Raw genomic sequence first — 23,816 nt, 5'->3', positions numbered from 1 at the left:
GTCGCTGCTGAACCAGTCCCTGCCGACCGCCGCTCGTTGATCGCCGCCCCAGTCCCCGTCGACGCCGCCCGCTGATCCCCGAACCCGACTTCCCTCTCACCGGAGACACTGTGTGCACCTCGCACGAGCCTGGGCAGGAGTCCGCCCGCGCTGACGCCGGCCGCCGCACCTTCCTCAGGGCCACCGCGCTGATCGGCGCCGCGGCCACCGCCGTCACGATCCCTGCCGTCGCCGAGGCGGCCCCGGTCGGGCGTGGCCGGCGGCCCGACACCGAGAGCCGTCGCTTCACGCTCGCCGTGATGCCCGATACCCAGTACCTCTTCGACGGGCCGAGCATCAACGCGGCGCCGGTCGAGGCGTCGTTGCGCTATCTGCTGGAGCACGGACGCGATGACAACGTCGTCTTCCTGTCCCACCTGGGTGATCTGACCGAGAACGGTGCCAGGGCCGAATGCGAGGCGATCGGCGAGGCGTTCGAGCTGCTGGACCGGCGCGGGGTCGGCTACAGCGTGCTCGCGGGCAACCACGACGTCCGTTCCTCGACCACCGACCAGCGCGGTGCGACGCCGTACCTGGACGTCTTCGGCCCGGACCGCTTCCGGGGCGACCCGACCTTCGGCGGGGCCTCCGCCGACGGCTACAACACCTTCCACGTCTTCAGGGCGGCCGGGCGCGAATGGCTCGTCCTCGCCCTGGACTGGCGGCTGTCGGAGCAGGGTTACGCCTGGGCGAGGGACGTGCTCGCCCAGCACCCCACCAAGCCCGTCATCCTCACCACCCACGAACTGGTGTACGGGGACGACGCGTTGTCGTCCTACGGGCAGCAACTGTGGGACAGGCTGGTCAAGGACCACGACCAGATCTTCCTCACCCTCAACGGCCACTACTGGCCCGCCGCCCGAGCCGTCCGCAAGAACGCCGCCGGGAACGACGTCCACCTGCATCTGACGAACTACCAGAACCGCTACTTCGGCGGCGCGGCGATGATCCGTCTCTACCACTTCGACCTGGACCGGAACACGATCGACGTCGAGACGCTGTCGCCGTGGATCCTCGGCCGGGCGGCGAAGGGGCTCAACGAGCTCGAACGGCGGGAGATGGAGCTGTCCGGTGCCGCGGACCGCTTCTCCGTCGACGTCGACTTCGCCGAGCGGTTCGCCGGGTTCGCGCCGGTGCCCGAGCGCCCGTCCCGGCCCGCGTCCCGGATGCTGGTGCGCGGGACGCTCGCGTACTGGCGGTTCGACGGGCACGAGGAGGGCGCACCGGTCGAGGGCACGGTCCGCGACCTGTCCGGGAACGGCAACGACCTGACGGTGGTCAGGGTCGGCGACGCCCCGCTGACCTGGTCCACCGCCCACCACCCCGACCAACCGGGCCACGGCAGCCTGTACTTCCGAGGTGGCAAGCCCCCGCTGACGGGCGCCTGCCTCCGCACGGTCGACGGCGCTCCCCTCAACTCCACGACCTTCAGGTCCGGTTACACCATCGAGGCGTTCTACTGGCTGCCCGCCGGCTGGACCGCGGCGCGCAACGCGTGGGCCGGACTGGTCAGTCGTACCGGCACCGGCGGGGCGGCCGGGAAGACCGAGGGCGACCCCGACGAGCCGCTCGCCACCCTCTCGCTCTCCGACGGACCCGGCCCGCAGTGGGCTGCCCGCCCGCTCAACCAGCAGGGCATCGCCACCAACTGGGGTGACGAGACGGCCCGTGAGCGCTGGTGGCACGTCGCCGTCGTCAACGACGGCAGCCGCACCACGATGTACGTCCAGGGCTGCCCGGTCGCCCGCAACCCGCACGCCCCCGCCGTCGGGCTCACCACGGTCGGCCTCCCCTGGCTGCTCGGCGGCTACGAGTACGGCGGCCGGATCGACCAGATCCTCCACGGCCGTCTCGGTGACGTCCGGATCGTCGGACGGGCGCTGCCCGTCACGTCGTTCATGAACCACTGACCTCCCGGCATCTCTGCAACAAAAGGGACCTTCCGTGAACGATCAGCAGCTGCCCGTCCAGGCCGACCCGTTCGTCTCCGCCGAGGCGCTCGACCCGCAGGGCCTGTCCCGGCGCGGGGCTGTTCGGCGCCGCGTTCGCCTTCGGGGCCGCCGTGCCCACGACGGCCTCGGCGCACTCCCTCGGCGGCGACGACCCGCGGCTCGCCTACCTCGTCGGCGACCACCACATCCACACCGTGTACAGCCATGACGCCAAGTACACCTTCTCCCAACTGGCCGCCGCGGGCGCGGAGTACGGCCTGGACTGGATGGTGTTCACCGAGCACTCCAACTTCGGGCACGCGAAGTACGGCGCCCCGCTGGAGCACCAGGAGATCCTCAGGGCCCGCGCCGAGAACCCGCGCCAGCTGATCTTCCAGGGTCTGGAGTGGTACATCCCGGCCGCCGAGCACTGCACGGTCTTCGCCGCCCCCGGCCGCCACGAGGTCGATCTGCTCACCCGGTTCGAGAGCCTCTACGACGGCAAGCTGCTCGGGTACACCGAGGGCGCCGTCGGCGCCGCGGACACGGCCCGCAACGAGGCGCACGCCGTCAAGGCGATCCAGTGGCTGGCCGAGCAGCGCCGCACCGGATACGTCGACGACGTCCTCGTCCTCGCCAACCACCCCATGCGTCTGGGCATCGGCTCCCCGCACGAGTTGCGGGGCTGGCGGGACGCGGCCCCCGAGATCATGATCGGCATGAAGGGCGCGCCCGGCGCCCAGGGTGCCGCGCTCCCCGGCCGGCGCGGCAGCATCCGCGGTGAGTACGAGAACGCGCCGTCGGCGCAGTCCTGGCCGGGGTATCCGGCGGACGCGTACCGCACCTACGGCGGTTTCGACTGGGCGACGGCGACCGTCGGCGGGCTGTGGGACGCGATACTGGCGGAGGGCCGCCTGTTCTCGATCACCACCAACTCCGACGCCCACCGGATCGTCTTCGACACCTGGAAGAACGGCGAATGGCCGCCGGGGCAGAACTTCGACAACACCGGCCGGCTGCCCGACCCGGTGAACACCGACACCCCGCAGCCCGGCAGCGACTTCTGGCCGGGCCAGTCCTCCCGCACCCACGTCGGCGTGACCCTCCCCCACTACCTGAACGGTGTGGGCGGTGCCCCCATCGGCTACCGCTCGGTGATGGCGGGCCTGCGCGCGGGCCGGATCTGGCTGGACCACGGGCATCTGCTGGACGGTCTGGAGGTCCGGCTGAAGCGGGACCGCGACCACGGCCGGGGCGTCACCCTGGGCGGCAGGCTCCGCGTCCGCAAGGGCGAGCGGCTCACCCTCAGCATCACGGTGACCAGCGCCTCCCGCCCCAACCCGCGGGGAATCCTGCCCGAGTTGGCGCATGTGGACGTCGTCCGGGGCGCGGTGCGCGGCCCCGCCGCCGACCGGGACGGCTGGCGGGCGCCCGACACCAAGGTCGTCCACACCAGCGATGTCAGCGGTCGCAAGGGGACGTACACCCTGCGCGTCCCGCTGGTCGCCGGGGACGAGTCCTTCTACGTCCGGCTGCGCGGCAGCGACGGCAACCGGCACGGCGCCGGGTACCTCGGCGCGGCGGTGGACCCGCACGGACCGGTCGTCCACGAGCCCGGCAACGGTGACCCGTGGGCCGATACGTGGTTCTATTCCAACCCCGTGTTCGTCGATGTGAAGGGTGCCTGATGAAGCGTCAACTGACCTGTCTGGCAGCGCTGTTCGGTGCGTTCGCGCTCGGTGTCGGTACGGCCTCGGCGGCCGGTGACCCGCGCTGGGAGGAGATCGGCACGGCGTACACCGACTCCCTGGGCGGCGGCCAGGGGCTGGCCAGCCGGGCCGACGGTTCGCTGCTGTACCGGGGGCTCATCGACATACCCCTGTCGCTGCGGATCAAGGGCTGGAACCACGTCGGCGACCCGGACATCGCCGAGGGCCATGTCTTCGACGCCTACCAGGGCCCGGACACGGCCACCTCCAAGATGTTCGCGGTGACCACTCCGGCCGGGAAGCGCCACGAGTACGTGCACCGGCTCAACCCGGGCGAGAAGCTGAACAACTCCTTCGTGACCGTCTCGCCGGACAGGCAGTGGATGGTGTCGGGCGAGTGGGGCGACCAGAACCGCCTCCAGGTCTTCCCCACCCCGCTGCTCAACCCGTCCACCCCGCCGGCCGGCGGGGAGCTGAAGGAGGCCTGGCAGATCACCCTGGACAAGCCGGTCCGGGACATCCAGGGCTGTGACTTCGTCACGGACACCCGCCTGGTGTGCGCCGCCAACGACGCGACCGGCTCGCTCTTCCCGGAGATCCGCCCGCTCCTCCAGGTCGACCTGCCCCGCAAGCTGGACGGCCAGCCGATCACCGGTGCGGTGAAGTCCCTGTTCGCCCTGCCGCAGCGCAGCCTGTGCACGGGCACCTTCGAGACGGAGGGCGTGGACTACGACGCGAAGAGCGGCACCCTGCGCGCCCAGGTGATCCAGCCCGGGGTGTGCGCGGTGTCGACGAGCGTGTACTCGTACCGGCAGACCACCGATTGATCCGCCGAACACCGGCCGCTGGGAGGTGTCACCGACGGCCATGACGCCTCGTTCCGCGCCCGACCGGCTGTTGTCCGTGCTCGCCGCCTTCGACCACGAGCACCCGGCCCTGAGCCTGACGGACATCAGCCGGCGGGCCGGGCTGAGTCTGACCACCGCGCACCGGCTGGTGGGCGCCCTCACCGAGTGGGGCGCCCTGGAGCGGGACCCTGACGGCGTCTATCACGTGGGGCTCAGGCTGTGGGAGGTGGCGGCGCTGGCACCGCGCGGGCTGGCGCTGCGGCAGGTGGCGCTGCCGTATCTGGAGGACCTGTACGAAGCGACCCATGAGAACGTGCAGTTGGCGGTGCGGGACGGCGGGGAGGTCGTCTACATCGAGTGGCTGTCGGGCCGTTCGGCGGTGGGCGTGCACATCCGGGTCGGTGCGCGTTGGCCCCTGCACGCCACCGGGGTGGGCCTGGCGTTGCTGGCCCATGACGAGCCCGCCCGGCAGGAGGAGTACTGCGCGGGTCCCTTGGCCGCCTTCACGCCGTACACCATCACCCGTCCCGAGCGGCTGCGCCGGGAGCTGGCCGAGGTGCGGCGCACGGGGGTGGCGGTGAGCAGTCGTCAGGTCACCGACGACGCCCTGTCGGTGGCCGCCGCGGTGCGGGGTCCCGGTGGCGCGGTGGTCGCGGCCGTGTCGGTGGTGGTGCCCGAGGCCGACGCCCAGGTCCCGGTGCTGGCCCCGGCCGTGCGGATCGCGGCGCGGGGGATCTCGCGCGCCCTGGGCTGGCGGCCGGAGGAAGCCTGACCTACCGGTCCGTGCCGTCGTTCCGGACGGCGATGTCAGTGGCTCCCAGTAGGTTTCTGGATGTCCCGCCGGTCTGGCGAGGACGTCCCCTTTGGCATGCATGGGAGTGGTGTGTTGTCGGTCTGGGAGAAGTCGAGCACGGCGCGGGTGGTGCCGCCCGCCCGACCGCGGAAGCTCGCCAAGGTGCCGTTCGTGGAGCTGGCGGACGGACGGTTGCAGGGGGTGGTGTCCAGTGGGTCGGACATCGGGCGGGTCTATGTGTCGTCGGTCGCGGCGGGGTCGTACGCGTTCGCTTGCAGCACCAACAACAACCGGCCCTGCGGCGGGGCGCGCGGGTGGTTCTGCAATCACATCCGAGCGCTCGTCGGTGAGGCCGTGCTCCAGTACGGCGTGGAGCGCGTGGCACGGTATCTGAAGGTCGACGTCGCCGGTGACTCGGCCGACGCGAACACGGTCCTCAACGCCATGACCTCCACCCACCCCGGGCAGGCCGGCAGTTCGGCGGCGGCGCAGGTGTTCAGCCGGTTCCTGCGGCAGCTGGCCTATCTCGAACTGGCGCCCAGCACCGCCCCGTTGCCCGAGATGCAGTGGTTCCCGACCACCGGGGCCGCCTGATGCGTACGGAGCTGCTGACCGGTCCCGTCGACGGTCTGGACGAAGCCCTCGCCGCGGTTGACGGGTTCGACGAGGCGCTGGTCGCCGGGCTGCTGCGCCCGTCGCCCGCCCACGCCGCCGGCCTGGCCGCGCTCGCCGACGCCGTCGCCGGGTCGCCGCTGTCCGCACGGCTCGCGCAGGCGGCCGAGCGGACTGCGGCCGGTGCGGCGGGTGAGGACGACTTCGTCGCGCTCGCCGCCGCTCGCACCGCGCTGCTGGGGTCGGTGCACGACGCCCTCGTCGCGCGGGCCGAGGAGGCCGTCGGACGGACTCGCACGGAGGAGGCCGCGGGTACGGTCGCGGATGCGGATCCTTCGGTCAATCTGCTGGCGGCGGCCCGGAGTTGGCTGTGCGATCTGGCGCGTGCCGGGTGGCAGGGCATCGATCACGAGCTGGTCGGCGGGGCCGCGCCCGTCGTCTCCGCGATGCTGCCCGAGCTGTCCCTGCGCCGACTGGCCACGCTGCTCGACGGGTTCGCCGCCGAACTCGCCGCATCCTGTCCGGGGGCGAGCCTGGAGCGGGTTCCGGTGCGGCGGTGGGCCGATCTGTGGTCGCGGGCCATGCTGCTCACGGTGCCCGGAGCGACCGGCACCGCCACCGTCACCCAGGCGACCGGGCGGCTGCTGCCGCTCGGGGTCGATGTGCAGGAGCACGCCACCGCCGTACAGGCCCAGGTGCACGCGGTGTTCGAGCCCACCGACGGTGGACCGGCGCGGCTGGTGCGGGCCGGGGTGTCCGCGCCGAAGCCCGACACCGTCGTCGGCGCGGGACTGTGGCAGCTGCTGCGGCCGCACATGTCGCTGCTGGCCGCGGTCGGCGAGGGCCGTGTCATGGAGATCGACGCGATGCCCCTCACCGGCGAGGGCGACCTGATATGGGACGACAGCCGCGCCAGGTCGGGCGAGCCCGCCGACGTCTTCACCACCGCGCGGGTGGCGCTGCCCGCGGCCGTCGCCTGCGCGACCGCGCCGCTGGACCGGCATCCGGCCCGCATCGCCGTGCCCGTCCTGGTGGAGGGGTACGCCGTGGACACGGCGGAGGACGACGGGTCGGTGGCGTTCCAGGTCGCCGGGGAGCGGCTCGCCGTCGACACCGCGCGGGTTCCGGCCGCCGGTCCGCTGACCCCGGACGCCGTCGCCGGTTCCGGTGCCTGCTTCGGGCTGCTGCGCTGGGACGCCGGGGAGTTCCTCCTCCAGCCGCTCGCGGTGGAGCGCACGGTGCGCAAGAAGACCGTGGCCGTGCACGCGGGTGCCTGGGCCGGGGGTACGGCCGACAAGGCCGGGGTGCGGGCCGAGAAGGCCGCCACCGACGCGGTGACGGTGCTGCGGGAGCGGGCGGGGAGGCTGCTGCGGAAATGAGCGAGCCAACCGTGCAGGAGAACCCGGAACCCGTTCCGGACGAGAACCGGCGGCAGGTGCTGTACTGGCGGCTGCTGGCCCGGCTCTTCGACCCCGAGGAGCAGGCGAGCCTGGAGTCGGCCAGTGTGGCCGTCGTGGAGGACATCGGCCTGCCTCCCGCGCTCCTCGACCCTGGGGCGTCGGTGGAGTCCGTGGTGCAGCGGCACCCGGAGCTGGCCGCCGAGTTCGACGGTCTGATGACGCCGGGACCCGACGAGGACGGGGAGCGCGACCGGGCCGCCGAGGTGCGGCGCGCGGCACTGGTGTCGAAGGTGCTGCTGAACGTCTTCAGCACCGGCTCGGGCACCGTCACCGCCGAGCAGTTGGCGCGCTGGCAGTCCGACGCGGGCTGGCTGGAGCGGGCGCTCGGCTGCAAGCCGGGCGACCTGCGCGGCGGCCGGGGCGGCGGGGTCGGTGTCGGGGGCGGCATGAGCGGCGGCGGGGGTGTCAGCCCGACCGGTACCGGCCTGGGCGGCGGCACGCCCGACCTCAGCCGGCTCATCCCCGAGATCGGCCCGGAGCTGGGCTCCATCGAGGGCTCCCTGGTCAAGCGGATGCATCTGCGCGAGGTGCTGGCCGACCCGGCGCTGGCCTCCCGGCTGACGCCGAGCATGTCCCTGATCGAGCAGCTGCTGCGCGACAAGGACAACCTCTCGGGTGTCGCGCTGGCCAACGCCAAGCGGCTGATCCGGCGTTACGTCGACGAGGTCACCGAAGTGCTGCGCACCCAGGTGGAGAAGGCCTCGGTCGGTGAGCTCGACCGGTCCGTGCCGCCCAAGCGGGTGTACCGCAATCTCGACCTCGACCGCACCATCTGGAAGAACCTCACCAACTGGAGCCCGGAGGAGGAGCGGCTCTACGTCGACCGCCTCTATTACCGGCACACCAGCCGCAAGACCACGCCCCAGCGGCTGATCGTCGTCGTCGACCAGTCGGGTTCGATGGTCGACTCGATGGTCAACTGCACCATCCTGGCGTCCATCTTCGCCGGGCTGCCGAAGGTCGACGTCCACCTGATCGCCTACGACACCCAGGCGCTGGACCTCACACCCTGGGCGCACGACCCGTTCGAGACGCTGCTGCGGACCCAGCTCGGCGGCGGCACGGACGGCACCGTCGCGATGGCGCTCGCCCAGCCGAAGATCGCCGAGCCGCGCAACACCGTCGTGGTGTGGATCTCCGACTTCTACGAGTGGCACCACACCGAGCTGTTCGAGAGCATGGCCGCCGTCCACCGCTCGGGGGCGAAGTTCATCCCGGTGGGCTCGGTGACCAGCTCCGGGCGCGGCAGCGTCAACCCGTGGTTCCGGGAGAAGTTCAAGGACCTCGGCACGCCGGTGATCTCCGGCCACATCAAGAAGCTCGTGCACGAGCTCAAGTCGTTCCTCACCTGATCACGGGGCCATGTCCGCCCCCGTAGTGATCATCCCATCGAAAGGCATCGCCCTCATGTCCGACCTGCTGCGCGCCCCTGCCGAGATCAAGTACGCCGAGGAGCTCGACTGGCTGGAGTCGATCGACGACAGCCCCAAGCCCTTCTCGTGGCGGCTGTCGCCCAAGATGGTCCGGCTGTTCATCCTCGGCTCCGAGCGGGCCGACGGCCTGGACCGGGAGGTCTCGCAGAAGTGGTTCGGTGACCGCAGCTTCGTGGAGCGGTCCATCGTCACCCTCGCCTCCGACCGGGGTCTGCTGCTCATCGGTGACCCCGGCACCGGCAAGAGCTGGCTGGCCGAGCTGCTGTCCGCCGCGATCTCCCGCAACTCCACGCTGGTGGTGCAGGGCACGGCCGGCACCACCGAGGACCACATCAAGTACTCCTGGAACGTGTCCATGGTGATCGCCAAGGGTCAGTCCCGGGAGTCGATGATCCCCTCGCCGATCATGACGGCGATGGAGGGCGGCGCCATCGGCCGCTTCGAGGAGCTGACCCGGTCCACGAGTGACGTCCAGGACGCGCTGATCTCGATCCTCTCCGAGAAGTACATCTCGGTGCCCGAGCTGGAGAGCGGCTCCGGTGACGACAACATCGTCTTCGCCAAGCCCGGGTTCTCCATCATCGCCACGGCCAACAGCCGCGACCGGGGCGTCAACGACCTGTCGTCCGCGCTGAAGCGGCGCTTCAACTTCGTCCGCATCCCGGTGGTGACGAACAAGAAGGCCGAGGCGGAGATCGTCCGCTTCCGCACCGAGGAGCTGCTGCGCCGCCACTCGATCGAGCTGGACGTGCCGCCGACCCTGCTCGACGTGCTGCTCCAGAGCTTCGCCGATCTGCGCGCCTCGGCCGCGGCGGCGGGCAGCGACGACGAGAAGCTGGAGTCGGCGCTGTCGACGGCCGAGCAGATCGGTGTCCTGGAGGACGCCGTCCTGCACAGCAACTTCTTCGGCGAGCGCGCCCTGACCGCCCGTACCCTCGCCTCCTCGCTGGTCGGCTCGCTCACCCGGCGCGAGCCCGAGGACCTGGCCATCCTCAACAAGTATCTGCACGGCGTGGTCGAGCCGCGCAGCAAGGAACAGGGCGGCTCCTGGCCCGAGTTCCTGGAGGGCGGCCGCGACGCGATCGCCACCCTGTCATGAGCGGCCCTCAGGAGAGCACGTCCTTCACCGGGCTCCGCGGCCAACTCCAGGAGGCCGCGGCCACGTTCGCGGGCGGCCCCGACGCCCTGGAGGGCATCCTCCTCGGCATGGTCGACGACGTCGACCGGGCGGTGCGCGAGCCGCTGGAGATCTTCCCGGTCTGCCACCACTCCCCGGCCTCGGCGCTCGCCATGGCCCGCCGGCTGCGCGAGAAGCAGCCCAAGGTGGTGTATCTGGAGCTGTGCGAGGACATGGCGCCGCTGCTGACCGAGCTGCGCAACTGCCGACTCCCGGTGGCCGTGCAGGCGTTCGCGGGCGAGGCCGACGGTTTCCCCGCCGAGTGGGCGCCGCTGTCGGTCGTCGCGCCGATCACCGAGGCGTCCGCCGAGTACCAGGCCATCGCCTACGCCCTGGACACCCCGGGCGTCGAACTGGTCCTGGTCGACCGGTCCTCGGACCATGTGTTCCAGTGGGACACCCGCGACGAGCGAACCCTTGATGCCGAGGGCGCGGAGGCGGCGGACGAGGCTGCGGCACCTGAGGCGGAGGCCGCGCTGCACGGCGAGGCGGTCGGCGTCGAGATCGGCGATCTGCGGCCCCGCTTCGCGGAGTTGGAGGAGCATCTGCTCCGCCACGGCAAGGTGCGGCACTGGTCGGAGTGGTGGCACCAGTACGTCGAGGTCCCGCTCGGCGACAGCGATCACGGCACCTACCGCCAGGTCATGTTCCTCATCGGCAGCCTGTTCCGGCGGCTGGCCCCGGGCGACGGGTCCCGGGTCCGGGTGGACGAGGACCGCGAGCGGTACATGTGGACCCGGATGCGCGAGCATCTCGCGGCGAGCGGCACCGCCCCGGAGGACGGCCTGTACGTGTGCGGGGCCTTCCACGCGGCCAGCCGCGTCGAGGAGTTCGGCGTGCACGGCAGCGCGGACACCTTCACGATCTCCCCGCGTACCGCCACCAAGTGGCAGTACGGGCTGATCCCGTCCAGCCACACGGCCATCGAGGCGCAGTTCGGCCTGGCCGCGGGCTCGGTGTCGATCGCGGCGACGGAATGGACGAAGGGCCTGAAGCGGACCCGGGTCAGGCCGTACGTGCTGGAGGGCCAGGCCGGGAAGAAGAAGTCCACGGCGAGGAAGACAGCCGCCCTCCCGGTGCCGGAGTCCCCGGCCGACGTGGACCGGCTGTCCGGCTTCCTGCGCCGGCCACCGGTGCTCGACACGCTGGACGAGGCCGAACTGCTCGGCTGGTCGGTGGAGATCGTGCGGGCGGCCCGGCGCAACGGCTATCTCGCCTCCACCGCCGACGCCATCGCCGTGTTCGAGACGTCGATCCTGCTGGCCGGGGTGCGCGACCGGGCCAAGCCCACGCCGTACGACTTCCAGGACGCGGCCGTCACCTGCATCGAGAAGGACCGGGTGCCGGGGCGGCGGGACGTGCGGCGGCTGGTCGAGATCATGATGGGCGGCGACCGGATCGGCCAGGTCGGCTACGACTCGCTGCCGCCGCTGGCCCGCGATGTGTACGACCGGCTGGCGCCGCTGGAGCTCAAGCTCGAACAGCGGGGAGTACGCCGGGCGTTGCTGGACCTGTCGGCCCGGCCGGAGCTGCGGGCCTGCTCCGATGTGCTGTGGATGCTGCGGCGGCTGCTGCCGCACGGCGCCGCGCGGCCGATCATGGGTGAGCGGCGGCTCGGTGAGCGGTCGATCCAGGAGTCCTGGGACCTGGCGCTCGGCACCCACCAGCGGGCGCTGATCGAGCTCGGCTACGAGGGCGTCAGCCTCGAACAGGTCCTGGAGCAGCGGCTGCGGCGCGACGCCTACGACCCTCGGGCGACGACGGCGACGGTGCTGGCCGCGGTCGAGGACGCGCTGCTGTACCTGGGCGGCCGCCGGGTCGCCGACGAACTCGGCTCCCATGCGCTGAAGGTGCTCTCCGCCGAGCGCAGCGTGGACGGCGCGCCGGAGGTGCTGCGCCGGGTGCGTGCGCTGCTGGCGTACTACCGCACCAGCGAGCCGGTGCTGCCGGGCTGGATCGAGTCGTTCGTCAAGACCGGCTACGCCCACTACTGCACCTTGCTGCCGACGGCGTTCCGGGACGAGGACGCGACGGTGGGGCAGGTCGCGGCCATGCTCGGCTTCCTGTTCTCCATGGAGAGCCTGGCGCTGTCGCTGGGCTGCGACCGGACCCAGCTGGAGCTCGCGGTCGCCCAGTCGCATCCCGAGGATCCGGCGAAGACGGCCCTGCTCTGGGCGGCGCGGGTGCAGCTCGGCACGCTGTCCCGGGCCGAACTGCGCGAGCGGTGCGACGAGTTGCTGGACAACCCGCTGGTGGTGTCCGCGTACCCGCGCTATCTGAACGGGTTCGTGCACGCGCTGGGTCCGGTGCCGGGGCTCGCGGACGTGGTCGTGGAGGCGGTGTCGAACGCCTTCGGGCGGCTGCCGGACACGGTGCTGCTGCCGTGGCTGCCGCTGCTGATCACCACCCTGAGGAACGGCGCGGCGGACCTGGCACCGCTGCTGATCCGCGAGGCGGGGCGGGTCTTCCCGGCGCGGCTCGCGGCGCTGGACAGCTGGGTGCCGCCCTGGAAGGCCCCGCAGGCCGACCCGTTCACCGCGACCCGGGCACGGTCCGACGTCCGCCGTGGCGCCGCGCTGCTCTCCGCGCACCCGGCGACCTGCGACGCGGTGGCGGAACTGCTCGGCTGCGACGCCGGGTGGGAGGAGGCCGGGGCACCGGCGGCCCCGTCGGGCGTGGCGCTGCTGACCGCGTATCCGGCGACGTGCGACGCGGTGGCGGAGCTGCTGGGCTGCGCAACCGTGTAACGAAGGCGTGCGCAGGCCGGACTCGCCGGGTCCGGCCTGCGCACCCGGGATGTTCAGCCCTTCTGCTCCACCCGCACCCAGTCCACCTCGGCCCGCACTCCCCCGGCCGCGACGCGGTCCACGCTGGACTGCGGCAGGCCCCAGTACGGGGTCGTGACCTTGTTCCAGCCGGCCGGATAGGCGCCGCCCAGGGCGAGGTTGAGGATCACGTACTGGTTGTGGTCGAAGACCCACTGCCCCCGCGTCGACTCCAGCTTGTTGCGGGAGGTCTCCTGGACCAGCCGGTCGTCGACGTAGAACCGCATGCCGACCGGGGTCCACTCCACCGCGTAGGTGTGCCACTGGTCGGCACGGCCGCCGTTCGGGTAGGTCTGGCGGGCGCCGATGTTGCCGTCGGCGGAGTAGCCGGGGCCGTGCAGGGCGGTGCTGGTCCAGTCGGCGTAACCGACGTTCTCCATGATGTCGGTCTCGCCGGAGGCCGGCCAGGACACCGTCGGATCGTCGACGTTGCTGCCGAGCAGCCAGAACGCGGGCCAGAAGCCGTCACCCACCGGGAGCTTCATACGCGCGCTGACCCGGCCGTAGGTGAAATCGAACTTGGTGTTGGTGTCGATGCGGCCGGAGGTGAAGTCGTAGGTGCCGCCGCCCGCCTTGGTGCAGCCCTTGCAGTGCTTGGCCTCCAGGATCAGATTGCCGCCCTGCTGGCGGATGTTGTCGGTGGAGTCGACGTACGCCTGGGACTCGCCGTTGACCGAGCCCATCTCGGTGCCGGTGCGCACCACGCGCCACTTGGAGCGGTCGAGGGCGGCACTGGTGAAGTCGTCGAAGAAGGTGGTGCGGTAGGCGCCGGACTGGTCCGCCGGGAGCGCCGGGTAGGCCGCGTCCGCGCTGCCGCCCGTGCCCCAGACCTGGAACTCGTAGAGCGAGTAGCCGAATTGGGCGGTCGCCGGGGCCGGGTTGTAGAAGGAGCGGCGTTCCTTGCCGAGCATGCGGACGTAGCGGCCGGTGGCCGGCTGCGGCAGGCGGACCGAGTCGTGCAGGCCCACCGCCTCGCCCGGGGACTTCACGTTGGCGCGGCGAGAGGCGACCTCCGCCGCCGAGGGGCGGTACACCGTGCGCCAGGTGCGGTTGTCGTCGGAGACCTGGAGTTCGTAGTCGACGGCGAACGCGGCCTCCCAGTAAAGGTCGACGGTGTCGATCGTGGAGCGGGCGCCGAGGTCGACGGAGACCCAGCGGTCCGCGTTCCAGTCGCTGGACCAGCGGGTCTGGTCCGCCTTCAGATCGGCCGGCCAGCCGCCGTCGGTGACGAACGCCGGGGAGTTGCCCGCGTGTTGGTAGAGGTTCGAGTAGGCGGGGTGGTTCAGGGCCAGGTTGGCGCGGGTGGTCGAGGCGGGGGCCGGTTCGCCGCCGTAGACCTTGAAGGAGTACAGGGAGTAGCCCCAGGGGGTGGCGCGTTCCACGCCGCGCATGCGGACGTAGCGGCCGGTGACCTCTTGGGGGTAGGTGTGGGCGGTGACCGAGCCTCCGGTGCCGGCGGTCTCCGTGTAGAAGGGCGTCCAGTCCGTGCCGTTCTTGGAGACCTCCAGGACGTAGCGCTTGCCGTAGGCGGCTTCCCAGTCGAGGACGACGCGGTCGATGCGGATGTTCCGGCCGAGGTCGAGGCGGATCCAGGCGTCGTCGGCGAAGTTGCTCGACCAGCGCGACGTGCCGTTGCCGTCGAAGGCGAAGCCGGCGGCCACACCCGCGTTCTCGCTGCCGGAGGCGGTGACGGCGGCCGGGTTCGCGGCGTACGCGGCCGCGGCGCGGTCGGTGTCCCAGGCCGCCGCGGCCGCGAGTTGCCGAGGGGCGGGGGTGGCCTGGGCGGTGCCCATGGTCAGCACCGCGGCCGTGCCGAGAGCGGTCAGAAGGATGCGTGGGGTACGGGTGGGCATGCGGCTCTCCTTGAGCAGGGAGGGTGGGGCGCCGGTTCCCCGTAAAGTCTCAGGACTTAATTTAGGTTGTGATTTAAAACTCAAGGGAAGCCCGCGTCAAGGTGTTGCGCATGATGTGTCACCGCCCGGAGGCTACGGGGGACCGCGACACCCGAGGCTCAACGGCCTTGTCGCCCCCCACCTGTTGAACCCCTGCTGAAGAAGGAAGAGAGCCGCTTCATGCCTTCGACTCCCCCGAACTCCCCCGCGTCCGAGCCCTCCGGCCTGCGGCGACGCGCCGTCCTCGGCGCGGCAGCGGCGGCCCCCGTGCTGGCCTCGCTGTCCGGTACGGCAGCCGCCGCGCCGGACCGCGCCGAGCCGCGCAAGCTCAAGGGCGGCGGCGATCTCGGCGCCAACGTGATCGTCTTCGACCCGGCCGCACCCGGCATCCAGGCCAGGCTCGACGAGGTGTTCGCCCAGCAGGAGTCGGCGCAGTTCGGCACCGGCCGCTACCAACTGCTGTTCAAGCCGGGCACGTACAACGGCCTCAACGCCCAGATCGGCTTCTACACCTCCATCTCCGGGCTCGGGCTCTCCCCCGACGACACCACCATCAACGGCGACATCACGGTCGACGCCGGCTGGTTCGACGGCAACGCCACCCAGAACTTCTGGCGTTCGGCGGAGAACCTCGCCGTCGTCCCGGTCAGCGGCACCAACCGCTGGGCGGTCGCGCAGGCCGCGCCGTTCCGCCGGATGCATGTCCGCGGGGGCCTCAACCTGGCGCCGTCCGGCTACGGTTGGGCGAGCGGCGGCTACATCGCCGACAGCCGGATCGACGGGACCGTCGGCCCGTACTCGCAGCAGCAGTGGTACACCCGGGACAGCTCGGTCGGCGGCTGGACCAACGCGGTGTGGAACATGGTGTTCTCCGGCGTCGAGGGCGCCCCCGCACAGAGCTTCCCGAATCCGCCGTACACCACGCTCGACACCACTCCCCGCTCCCGCGAGAAGCCCTTCCTGTATCTCGACGGCGACAAGTACCGGGTCTTCCTGCCCGCGCTGCGCACCGACGCGCACGGTGTGACCTGGGGCAACGGCACTCCGCGCGGCACCTCGCTGCCGCTGGAGCGGTTCTACGTCGCCAAGCCCGGCGACTCCGCGGCCACGCTCAACCAGGCGCTCGACCAGGGTCTCCATCTGCTGCTCACCCCGGGCATCTACCACGTCGACCAGCCGGTGCGGATCAAGCGCGCGGGCACGGTCGTCCTGGGCCTCGGCTATGCCACCCTGATCCCCGACAACGGCGTCACCGCCCTGAAGGTCGCCGACGTCGACGGCGTACGGCTGGCCGGTTTCCTGATCGACGCCGGGCCGGTCAACTCGCCCGTCCTGCTGGAGATCGGCCCGAACGGCGCCGCCCGCAACCACTCGGCCGACCCCATCACCGTCCAGGACGTCTTCATCCGGATCGGCGGCGCGGGCCCCGGCAAAGCCACCACCAGCATGGTCGTCAACGCCCGGCACACCATCATCGACCACACCTGGGTCTGGCGCGCCGACCACGGCGACGGAGTGGGCTGGGAGACCAACCGCTGCGACTACGGCGTGGTCGTCAACGGCGCCGACGTCCTGGCGACCGGCCTGTTCGTTGAGCACTTCAACAAGTACGACGTCCAGTGGAACGGCGAACGCGGCCGCACGATCTTCTTCCAGAACGAGAAGGCCTACGACGCCCCCGACCAGGCCGCGATCCAGAACGGCTCGGTCAAGGGCTACGCGGCGTACAAGGTCGGCGACCGGGTCACCACCCACGAGGGCTGGGGCATGGGCAGTTACTGCTACTACAACGTCAACCCGAGCATCGTGCAGCACCACGGCTTCGCCGCCCCGAACCGGCCCGGAGTGAAGTTCCACGGGCTGCTGGTGGTGTCGCTGAGTGGCAACGGGCAGTACGAGTGCGTCATCAACGACACCGGATCGCCGACCTCGGGCACCTCCACCGTGCCGTCGACGGTGGTGTCCTACCCCTGATCCCGGTGCCGGGGACACACCTGTGACCGAACGCCGGCGGTCGAGGTGTGTGTTGTACGGCACCGGAGGCGGCCCTTCCCGACTCGGTTCCGGGAGGGGCCGCCGCACCGTGTTCAGCCCAGCGAGGTTCGCGCCAGGTAGGTCACTTCCTCGCCCGCGTGCCGTGCGGTGGCCCGGCAGGCGAGGGTGGTGTCGGCGGTGACCCGGGCCGGGGTGATCCGCCAGCGGACCGTCAGCCGGCCGCCGGGCCGCAGACTCGGGGCGCCGACCGGGTCGAGCGCCTGGATGTCCCAGCCCCCGGGGGCGCCGAGGGTGAGGCGGGGGGCGGTCCAGACGCGGGCGGAGCCGTTGGCGAGAGTGGCGGTCAGGGTGTGGCCCGTCGCCTGCAGGGTCAGGCCGAACGGCTTGCGCGGCTGGTCCGGCGGCGTCCAGGAGTCGCGCATCAGCCGCACCAGCGCGTCCGTCTGCGCGGGGCGCGCCCCGGCGAGGTCGTGCTGTTCCCCGGGGTCCCGGGCGAGGTCGTACAGCTCCACGTCCCACTCGTCGTCCGGGACGTTCCGGTTGTCGCCCGGCGCGAACCGCACCGCCTTCAGATCGCCGCGCCGCAGCGCTTCGGCCAGCCGTCGGCCCCGGCCCTGGTCGACGGCGTCGGCGCGCGGGGTCACTCCGCTGTGATTGCGGTAGAAGTAGAGGGAGTTGTGGCGGGCCGGGTGACCGGAGCCACGGAGCAGCGGGGCCAGGGAGAGGCCGTCCACATCGGTCGGGGCGGGGGCTCCGGCCAGGTCGGCGAGGGTCGGCAGAAGGTCCGTCAGCGGGGTGGGGCGGTCGGTGGTGCCGACCGGGACATGCCTCGGCGACCAGGCGATCAGCGGGACCCGGACACCACCCTCGTAGAGGTTCCGCTTGTAGCCGCGCAACGAGCCGTTGGCGTCGAAGAGTTCGGGGTTCGTCCGGCCCTCCTCGTGCGGGCCGTTGTCACTGGTGACCAGGACGAGGGTGCGCCCCGCGACGCCGAGGGCGGTGAGCCGGTCGACGACCTCGCCGACCAGGCTGTCGAAGGTGGTGATCTGGGCCGCGTGCCGTCGGTCCGGGCCCGGCCAGGGGCGGTCGGCGTACTCACCCTCGTCCGGTGCCTGGCTGGGCGCGTGCGGCAGCGTCGGGGTGAGGCACAGCAGGAACGGCTCGGCGCGATGCGCGTCGAGGAAGGCCAGCGCGCGCTCCTTGAGCAGATCGGGCGCGTAGACCTCCCGGGCCTCGCCGCGGTTGGCGGGGATCTCCTGCCGGGTGCCGTTGTGCCACAGATACCCGGGGAAGTAGTCGTGGGCGTGCCGGTGCCCGATGTAGCCGTAGAACTCCTCGAAACCACGGGAGTTGGGGTGGCTCGGCTGGTCCGGAAGCTCGGGGCCGAAGCCCCACTTTCCGATGATGCCGGTGCGGTAGCCGCGCGAGCGCAGGGCCTCGGCGAAGGTGAAGTCCCGTTCGGTCAGGGCGCCTTGGCCGCCGGGGCCCCAGGGGTTCTCGCGCACGGTGGAGTGGCCCGCGTGCAGTCCGGTGAGCAGCGAGCAGCGGGAGGGCGCGCAGACGGGGGCGGTCGCGTAGGCGTCGGTGAAGCGCAGGCCCTCGGCGGCCAGGGCGTCCAGGCGCGGGGTGCGGATGAGTCTCTGCCCATAGGAGCCGAGTTCGCCCCAGCCGAGGTCGTCGGCGAGGATCACCACGAAGTTCAGCCGATCCGAACCGGACCGCGCGGCCGGTACGGCGGCGGCCGGCCTGCCGTCGGACGACGGCGGCGCCTCTTCGCCGTCCTCGCACGCACCGACCGCCGCGGCCGTGACCGGCACGGCGGCGGCCGCGGTGAGGAATCGGCGGCGGCTCGGCATACATCTCTCCTGGGAGGCGGCGGGTGCGGGGTCCGGAGACGATGGTGATCGCAGCCGGCGGCCCAGGACCATGCACACGCTGTGAACGCTCTGTTTCGACCTTTGAGAGGGGGCGGTCCGGACATCTGGTTCCTTCTCCGTGGCATCGAAACGATCACAAACGGAGGCCCGATATCCCTCGCACCGGTGAGGACCGGGCCGCGTCCGGCCTCCGATACTGAAGGAGCCCCTGGCCCCGAGGAGCCGCCCATGTCCCCGCCGTCCTGGTTCACCCCCGCGGTCGCCCGGCTGCGCACGGCGAATCCGTACGTCGTCGACGCCGCGCTCGCCGCGCTGGTGCTGTTCGCCGCCTCCCTCCAGTGGATCTTCCCGGACGAGGGGGACGACAAGCTGAGCCCGCAGGGCTGGCTGCTCGCCGTGGCCACCGCGCTGCCGCTGGTGTGGCGGCGCCGCGCGCCCTTCACCACCGCGTGCGCCGTCTCCGTGGCCACCTCCTCGATGGCCTGGTACCACGCCCCGCCACCGGACGTGGTCTACGGCGGTCTGGTCGTCCTCTACACGATGGCCGCCCAGGGCAAGGTCTGGCAGCGCCGGTTCATGCTGCTGGGCTGGATCCTCGGCGTCGTGCTCACCATGCAGCACAAAGAGGAGCCGATGCCCTTCGAGTACGCCTTCCAGCTGCTGAGCGTGGCCGGGGCGTACGGCTTCGGCATGCTGGCCCGGGTCCAGCGCGCCTACACCGCCGCCGTGGTGGACCGGGCCCGGCGCCTGGAGCGGGAGCGGGCCGCCGACACCGCGCGGGCGACCGCGCAGGAACGCGCCCGGATCGCCCGGGACATGCACGACATCCTGGCCCACGCGGTGAGCCTGATGGTGGTGCAGGCCGAGGCCGGTCCGGTGGTCGTGCGCAGTGATCCGGCGCGCGCGGAGGCCGCGTTCGACGCCATCGCGGAGACCGGGCGGGACGCGATGACGCAGTTGCGGCGGATCCTCGGGGTGCTGAAGGAGGAGGAGCGCGAGGGCGGCGCGCGGCGGTTGCCGCAGCCGGGGGTGGCAGCACTGCCCGGTCTGATCCGGCAGGTCACCGAGTCCACCGGGCTGCGGGTGGAGCTGCGCGCCGACGGCGAGCCGCGCCCCCTGCCCCCGGACACCGAGGTCGCCGCCTTCCGCATCGTGCAGGAGGCCCTCACCAACACCGTCAAGCACGCCTACGCCTCCTCCGCTACCGTCGCTCTGGACTGGGCGGAGGACGAATTGACACTGTCGGTGACGGACGACGGACGCGGCCCCTCGGGCCCCGGCGGCGGACACGGGCTGATCGGCATCCGGGAGCGGGCCGCGGCCTGCGGAGGTAGCGCCCGCGCCGGGCGCGGACCCGAGGGCGGCTTCCGGGTCGTCGTACGCCTTCCCGCCGGTGACCGGCAGGCGGCGCTCGGGTGAGCATCCGGGTGGTCGTCGCGGACGACCAGGAGCTGGTCCGCAGCGGCTTCAGCATGATCCTGGAGGCGCAGCGGGACATCGAGGTGGTCGCCGAGGCCGGGGACGGCGCGGAAGCGGTCGCCGCGGTGCGGCGGCACACGCCCGACGTCCTCCTCCTCGACATCCGGATGCCCGTCATGGACGGCCTGGAGGCGGCCCGGCGGGTGTGCGGGCAGTCCGCCTGCAAGGTGGTCATGCTGACCACGTTCGACCTGGACGAGTATGTGTACGAGGCGCTGTACGCGGGAGCGAGCGGCTTCCTGCTGAAGGACGTGCGCCGCGACGACCTGGTGCACGCGGTCCGGGTGGTCGCCGCCGGGGACTCCCTGCTCGCCCCGACGGTGACCCGCCGCCTGGTCGCCGACCTGGTGCGCCGCCGTCGGCAGGAGGCCGCCGCCGAGGTCACCCCGCAGCGCCTGGAGGTCCTCACCGCGCGCGAGGTGGAGACCCTGCGGATGCTGGCGCGCGGGCTGTCCAACGCCGAGATCGCCGGGGCCCTGTTCGTGAGCGAGCACACGGTGAAGACCCACGTCAGCAACGTCCTGAGCAAGCTGGGCCTCAGGGACCGGGTACAGGCGGTGATCTGCGCCTACGAGACAGGACTGGTCACGCCCGGGGACGGTGAGTCCTGATCCTCCTCCCCCAGCTCGGTGAAGAGCGTGAGTTGCAAGGCCCCCGGCGCCTCCAGCCGGGAGTTCAGCGAGTTCCAGGGCGTACGCGTCGGCTCGGCGACGACCTCCGCCCCGGCCTCCGCCAGCGTCCGCGTCATCGCTCTTGAGTCGTCCACCTCGAACGCCACCCGTATGTGCCCGGCGACCCGCCGCCCGACCTCGACATCGTCGATGAACCCGGCGTGGTTCGGATCCGTCAGCTCCAGCGTCGCCCGCCCCGCCTCCAGGATGCTCACCCGTCCGCCCGGCGAGGAGAACGCGGCCCGCTCGGGCAGGCCGAGGACATCCCGGTAGAAGCGCAGCGCGGCGTCGTAGTCCTCCGCGGTGACCACCAGGCGCAGCTCACGGACTGCGGGTTCGTCGGACATCGGCGCTCCTTCGTGATCAACGGTTCCTGACGGATGAACTCCCGGGCCGCCCCCGAAGATTCCCGGTTCCCCCTCCCCCGTACGAGTGAGTCGGCCGCCTCTCTCCCTCGTACGACCGAGCCCGGCAAACCCCTCCCTCCGGCGATCCGGTGGCCCCCGGCCCGGGACGAACCTGGGAGCACTCACCCACCTCCAACCGCCGGAGGCCCCCGTGCTCTCCACGCTCGCCCGGACGGCCACCCGCCGTCCGCTCACCGTCATCCTGCTCTGGCTGCTCTTCCTGCTGCTCGGCTTCGGGCTCGGCACGGGCGTCTTCGGGCGGCTGTCCGACGACGTACCGGACGTGCCCGGCACCGAGTCGGAGCTGGCCGAGGAGTATCTCGCCCGCGTCGACCCGGCCGGGGAGACCGTCACCGCCGTCGTCGCGGGCGAGGCGGTCTCCGACGCCGCGCTGCGCGCCCAGGTCGAACGGGCCGTCGCCGAGGTCCGCGAGATCGCCGGGGTCGCCGCCGTGCCCGACCCGTACACCACGCCCGGTCTCACCGCCGAGGACGGACAGGCCCTGTTCATCCCGGTCACCTTCGAGGGCGGCCTGGACGAGGACGCCGAGACGGACGCGACGGACGCCGCCGCGGACCGCATCCGGCAGATCGAGGCGCCCGACGTCCATGTCAGCGGCGGTGAGCTGCTCGGCAGGCAGCTCGGCGAGCGGGCTCAGGAGGACGTCAAGAACGCCGAGTTGATCTCCTTGCCGGTCGTCCTCGCCCTGCTGCTCGTGGTGTTCGGCGGACTGCGCGCCGCCGCCCTGCCGCTGGTGATCGCGGTGAACGGCATCGCGGGGGCGTTCCTCGCGCTGTTCGCGTTCAGCGAGGTCACCGACATCTCGGTGTACGCGATCCAGGTCACCACCATGCTCGGCCTCGGACTCGCCGTGGACTACGCCCTGTTGATGCTGGTCCGCTTCCGTGAGGAGCGCCGGCACACCGACGACGTCGTCGAGGCGGTGCACCGCACGGTCGCCGCGGCCGGGCGGACCGTGCTGTTCTCCGGGGTCACGGTGGCGGTCAGCCTGACCGGGCTGCTGGTGTTCCCGAGCGTGTTCCTGCGCAGCATGGGCCTGGCCGTGGCCGCCGTGGTGGTCGTCGACATGCTGGCCGCGCTCACCCTGCTGCCCGCGCTGCTCACGAAGTTCGGCGGGAGGATCCCGCCCGCGCGGGTCCGCCCGGACGGTGCGGAGGGCCGCCTGTTCGCCCGCCTGGCCCGGTTCGCCACGCGCCGCCGGATCGCCGTGGTCGCCACCGTCGTACCCGCCCTGCTGGTGCTGGCGCTGCCCGTCACCGGACTGACCATCGGCATCGGCGACGCCAAGCAACTGCCCGCGAGCACCGAGGCCCGGCAGTTGTACGGCACCGTCGACGCGCACTTCCCACCCGGCACCGGGGTCGAACCGATCACCGTCGTCGTCAAACCGGGCACCGATCCGGCGACCGCCGAACGGATCGGCGCGCTCACCGGCGCCGAGTCCCGCGAACTGCCCGGCGGGGCAACGGTGGTGGAGATCCAGCCGCCCGGCAGCGTCGACGGGAAGGCGGCGACGGATCTGGTGGAGCGGGTCCGGGAGCTGCGCGGCGACGAGCCGGTCGAGGTGACCGGGGTCGCGGCCCGGCTGGTGGACTTCCGGGAGATGCTCGCCGAACGGGCGCCCTGGGCCGCGCTGACCGTCCTGGCCGGGATCTTCGCGCTGCTGTTCGCCTTCACCGGCTCGGTGTTGATCCCGCTGCGCACCATAGCGACGACCCTGCTCAGCCTGGGCGCCGCGCTGGGTGTGGTGGTGTGGGTGTTCCAGGACGGCCATCTGGCGGGGTTGCTGGGCGCCGAGGGCCTGGGCGCGCTGAGCCTGACCGCACCGCCCTTGATCGTCGCGATCGCGTTCGGACTGGCCATGGACTACGAGCTGTTCATCCTCGCCAGGATGCGCGAGGCCCGGGAGCGGGGCGAGGCCGACCAGGAGGCCGTGGTGACCGGGCTGCGCCGCTCCGGGCGCGTGGTCACCTGCGCCGCGCTGCTGCTCGCGGTGGTCTTCGGGGCGTTCATGACCGGCGGCTTCTCGCCCATCCTCCAGATCGGCCTCGGGCTCACCCTGGCGGTGCTGATCGACGCCACGATCGTACGGATGCTGCTCGTCCCGGCGACGATGGCACTGCTCGGCCACCGCGCCTGGTGGGCACCGGGCCCGCTGCGGCGGTTCCACGACCGGTTCGGGATCACCGAGGCGCCGACGGCGGCGCCTCGGGTGCCGACGAAGGTCTGAGGCTCACCGATCACTTGGGCAGTTCGTCCAGGAGGGGGTGCGCGTGCAGGATCCGCGACTGGAGGGTGGTGAGGAGCGGGCCCGGCTCCACCCCCAGATCGCGGATCAGGGAGCGGCGTATCCGCAGGTACACCGCGAGGGCCTCGGCCGTACGGCCCTCACGGTACAGCGCGAGCATCCACAGCCCGTGCAGCCGCTCGTGGTGGGGGCACTCGGCGCCGAGTGCCTCCAGGGCTTCGGCCGCCTCCCCCGCCGCGCCCAACCGGACGTCGAGTTCGGCCAGTTCCAGTCGCGCCGAGAGCCGCATGCCGGTCAGGCGGCGGCGCTCGAACCAGGGCCAGCGGGCCGGGTACCGCCGGCAGCGGGACATGGCCGTGCCACTCGGCCAGGGCACACCGGTAGGCGGTGCGGGCCGTG

General features: G+C 72.1%; 16 protein-coding genes and 1 pseudogene. 13 read left to right on the top strand and 4 right to left on the bottom strand.

From position 1 onward, the window contains the following. The first annotated feature begins 110 nt into the window (after positions 1-110). The 9 genes and pseudogenes from STRCI_RS33810 (at position 111) to STRCI_RS33770 (ending at position 12,749) form a co-directional block, all read left to right on the top strand. Positions 111-1,949, top strand: a complete 1,839-nt coding sequence (locus STRCI_RS33810) for a LamG-like jellyroll fold domain-containing protein (protein WP_269662765.1) — start codon at positions 111-113, stop codon at positions 1,947-1,949. 34 nt (positions 1,950-1,983) lie between these two features. Beyond that, positions 1,984-3,658, top strand: a pseudogene (locus STRCI_RS33805) (PHP domain-containing protein). Beyond that, positions 3,658-4,506: a hypothetical protein gene (locus STRCI_RS33800; protein WP_269662764.1), complete on the top strand. Its 849-nt coding sequence runs from the start codon at positions 3,658-3,660 to the stop codon at positions 4,504-4,506. The pseudogene STRCI_RS33805 and the gene STRCI_RS33800 overlap by 1 nt, the downstream one beginning before the upstream one ends. Before the next feature lie 40 nt (positions 4,507-4,546). After that, entirely contained in the window at positions 4,547-5,299 is a 753-nt protein-coding gene (locus STRCI_RS33795) for an IclR family transcriptional regulator (RefSeq protein ID WP_269662763.1), read from the top strand. A gap of 96 nt (positions 5,300-5,395) precedes the next feature. Then, positions 5,396-5,914, top strand: coding sequence for a hypothetical protein (locus STRCI_RS33790; protein ID WP_269662762.1), 519 nt, complete (start codon positions 5,396-5,398; stop codon positions 5,912-5,914). Continuing rightward, positions 5,914-7,311 carry a hypothetical protein gene (locus STRCI_RS33785; protein ID WP_269662761.1) on the top strand — a complete coding sequence of 466 codons (1,398 nt, stop codon included), beginning with the start codon at positions 5,914-5,916 and terminating at the stop codon, positions 7,309-7,311. Before STRCI_RS33790 ends, STRCI_RS33785 begins: the two co-directional genes overlap by 1 nt. Further along, the gene (locus tag STRCI_RS33780; RefSeq protein ID WP_269662760.1) at positions 7,308-8,744 is read left to right on the top strand and encodes a VWA domain-containing protein; all 1,437 of its coding nucleotides are present in this window, start codon (positions 7,308-7,310) and stop codon (positions 8,742-8,744) included. Before STRCI_RS33785 ends, STRCI_RS33780 begins: the two co-directional genes overlap by 4 nt. Before the next feature lie 55 nt (positions 8,745-8,799). Beyond that, positions 8,800-9,924, top strand: coding sequence for an ATP-binding protein (locus tag STRCI_RS33775; RefSeq protein WP_269662759.1), 1,125 nt, complete (start codon positions 8,800-8,802; stop codon positions 9,922-9,924). Next, positions 9,921-12,749, top strand: a complete 2,829-nt coding sequence (locus STRCI_RS33770; protein ID WP_269662758.1) for a DUF5682 family protein — start codon at positions 9,921-9,923, stop codon at positions 12,747-12,749. The genes STRCI_RS33775 and STRCI_RS33770 overlap by 4 nt, the downstream gene beginning before the upstream one ends. 53 nt (positions 12,750-12,802) lie before the next feature. On the opposite strand, the gene STRCI_RS33765 is transcribed toward STRCI_RS33770, so the two are convergent. Then, entirely contained in the window at positions 12,803-14,680 is a 1,878-nt protein-coding gene (locus STRCI_RS33765) for a discoidin domain-containing protein (protein WP_269662757.1), read from the bottom strand. 219 nt (positions 14,681-14,899) lie between these two features. Between STRCI_RS33765 and STRCI_RS33760 the strand changes: the two genes are divergently transcribed. Further along, complete coding sequence (locus STRCI_RS33760) at positions 14,900-16,693, top strand: coagulation factor 5/8 type domain-containing protein (protein ID WP_269662756.1); 1,794 nt, start codon at positions 14,900-14,902, stop codon at positions 16,691-16,693. Positions 16,694-16,806: 113 nt separating this feature from the next. Here STRCI_RS33760 and STRCI_RS33755 read toward each other — a convergent pair whose 3' ends face one another. Beyond that, positions 16,807-18,570 (bottom strand): sulfatase-like hydrolase/transferase, encoded by a 1,764-nt coding sequence (locus tag STRCI_RS33755; protein ID WP_269662755.1) that lies wholly within the window; start codon positions 18,568-18,570, stop codon positions 16,807-16,809. 249 nt (positions 18,571-18,819) lie between these two features. Here STRCI_RS33755 and STRCI_RS33750 point away from each other — a divergent pair, with 249 nt between their 5' ends. Continuing rightward, positions 18,820-20,010: a sensor histidine kinase gene (locus STRCI_RS33750; RefSeq protein ID WP_269662754.1), complete on the top strand. Its 1,191-nt coding sequence runs from the start codon at positions 18,820-18,822 to the stop codon at positions 20,008-20,010. Further along, on the top strand, positions 20,007-20,681 hold the full coding sequence (locus tag STRCI_RS33745) for a response regulator (RefSeq protein WP_269662753.1): 675 nt from the start codon (positions 20,007-20,009) through the stop codon (positions 20,679-20,681). The genes STRCI_RS33750 and STRCI_RS33745 overlap by 4 nt, the downstream gene beginning before the upstream one ends. Here STRCI_RS33745 and STRCI_RS33740 read toward each other — a convergent pair. After that, positions 20,639-21,088, bottom strand: coding sequence for a VOC family protein (locus STRCI_RS33740; protein WP_269662752.1), 450 nt, complete (start codon positions 21,086-21,088; stop codon positions 20,639-20,641). The genes STRCI_RS33745 and STRCI_RS33740 overlap by 43 nt on opposite strands. Before the next feature lie 211 nt (positions 21,089-21,299). Here STRCI_RS33740 and STRCI_RS33735 point away from each other — a divergent pair, with 211 nt between their 5' ends. Continuing rightward, positions 21,300-23,399: an MMPL family transporter gene (locus tag STRCI_RS33735; RefSeq protein WP_269662751.1), complete on the top strand. Its 2,100-nt coding sequence runs from the start codon at positions 21,300-21,302 to the stop codon at positions 23,397-23,399. A gap of 10 nt (positions 23,400-23,409) precedes the next feature. Here the strand turns inward: STRCI_RS33735 and STRCI_RS33730 are convergent, their stop codons facing one another. Next, positions 23,410-23,793, bottom strand: a complete 384-nt coding sequence (locus STRCI_RS33730) for a BTAD domain-containing putative transcriptional regulator (protein WP_269662750.1) — start codon at positions 23,791-23,793, stop codon at positions 23,410-23,412. Positions 23,794-23,816: the final 23 nt, after the last annotated feature.

Source organism: Streptomyces cinnabarinus (assembly GCF_027270315.1).
Taxonomy (GTDB): domain Bacteria; phylum Actinomycetota; class Actinomycetes; order Streptomycetales; family Streptomycetaceae; genus Streptomyces; species Streptomyces cinnabarinus.
This window is presented reverse-complemented; position numbering and strand designations above follow the sequence as displayed.